Below are 1,444 nucleotides of genomic sequence, written 5' to 3'. Positions count from 1 at the left end.
TTAAGGCGTATCATCAGCGCCAGGCGATGCTTCTGCCGCCCAGTCTTGATGAACTCATTAAGATTAATCATCCGGTAAGAGTTATAGATGATATACTCAGCCGCATAGATATCCAACCCCTTTTTCGCCAGTATAAAACCGGTGGAGCTTCCAATTACCATCCTGGTATGTTATTAAAAGTGCTGGTATATGCTTACATTAATAATATTTACAGCAGCCGTAAAATAGAAGAGGCTCTTCAACAAAACATTCATTTTATGTGGCTCAGTGGCATGAGCCAGCCTGACCATAATACGATCAATCGTTTTAGAAGCGAAAAATTAAAAGAACCCTTAAAAAAAATATTCATTCAGGTGGTTCATTTGCTTGCAGTCGAAGGATTAGTAAGCCTAAAGGAAATATACACCGATGGTACTAAGATAGAAGCCAATGCTAACCGATATACATTTGTATGGGGCAATGCTATTAAGACCAATAAAGAGAAGATGAAATTGCAGTTAGATGAGTTGTGGAAATATGCTCAAAGTATTGCAGCCAGTGAGTTAGACGATACCGACCCCAGTGATTTTGATAAAATAGATAAAGAAAAAGTAGAGCAGATCATTGCTAATATAGATGCTGCCCTAAAGGATAAGCCGGTAAGCAAACAGGTAAAACAAAAACTGGGCTATGCAAAGAAACACTGGCCTGCAGCCCTGGATAAATATGAAGAGCAGGAAAACATAATGGGTGAACATAGAAAGAGCTTTAGCAAAACAGATCCCGATGCCACCTTCATGCGCATGAAGGAAGACCACATGAAAAACGGGCAATTAAAACCAGGATATAATTTACAGGTAAGTACCAACAATCAATACATCACCCAATATAGCATCCACCAGGCTACTACAGACACTACCACTTTGTGCGAACACTTAAACCAATACAAAGACGAATATGAAACAACACCACAGGTTGTTACAGCAGATGCAGGTTATGGCTCGGAAGAAAACTACCAGTACTTAGAACAAAATAATATAAGAGCCTATGTAAAGCACAACCAGTTCGACCGGGAGCAGAACGACAACATCCAAAATAAAAAACCCTTTGCAGCAGACAAACTGCATTACAATAAAGAAGAAGATTATTATGTATGCCCCATGGGCCAGCATATGGAAAATAAAGGCACTTACAGCAAGGCCACCAGCACTGGCTTTATACAACAGCTAACAAAATACCAGGCTAAAAACTGCCATGGCTGCCCATTAAATGGAATATGCCACAAAAGCAAAGGCGATAGAATAATAGAGGTAAATCATCACCTCAATGAATTAAAACAACAAGCCAACAAAAGATTATTGAGTGAAGAGGGAATAAAAAAACGAAAACAGCGCTGCCATGATGTGGAACCAGTGTTTGCCAACATAAAAAGTAACCACGGGTTTAAACGCTTTATGCTCCGTGG

At 39.6% G+C, this 1,444-nt stretch carries 1 protein-coding gene; it reads left to right on the top strand.

Features of this window, described 5'->3' with window-relative positions; translation table 11 throughout:
• Nucleotides 1-1,444 (top strand): IS1182 family transposase (locus BN874_RS09925; protein ID WP_034432682.1); only part of this gene is annotated, 1,444 nt, incomplete at both ends.

Source organism: Candidatus Contendobacter odensis Run_B_J11 (genome assembly GCF_000531125.1).
GTDB lineage: Bacteria > Pseudomonadota > Gammaproteobacteria > Competibacterales > Competibacteraceae > Contendibacter > Contendibacter odensensis.
This window is presented reverse-complemented; position numbering and strand designations above follow the sequence as displayed.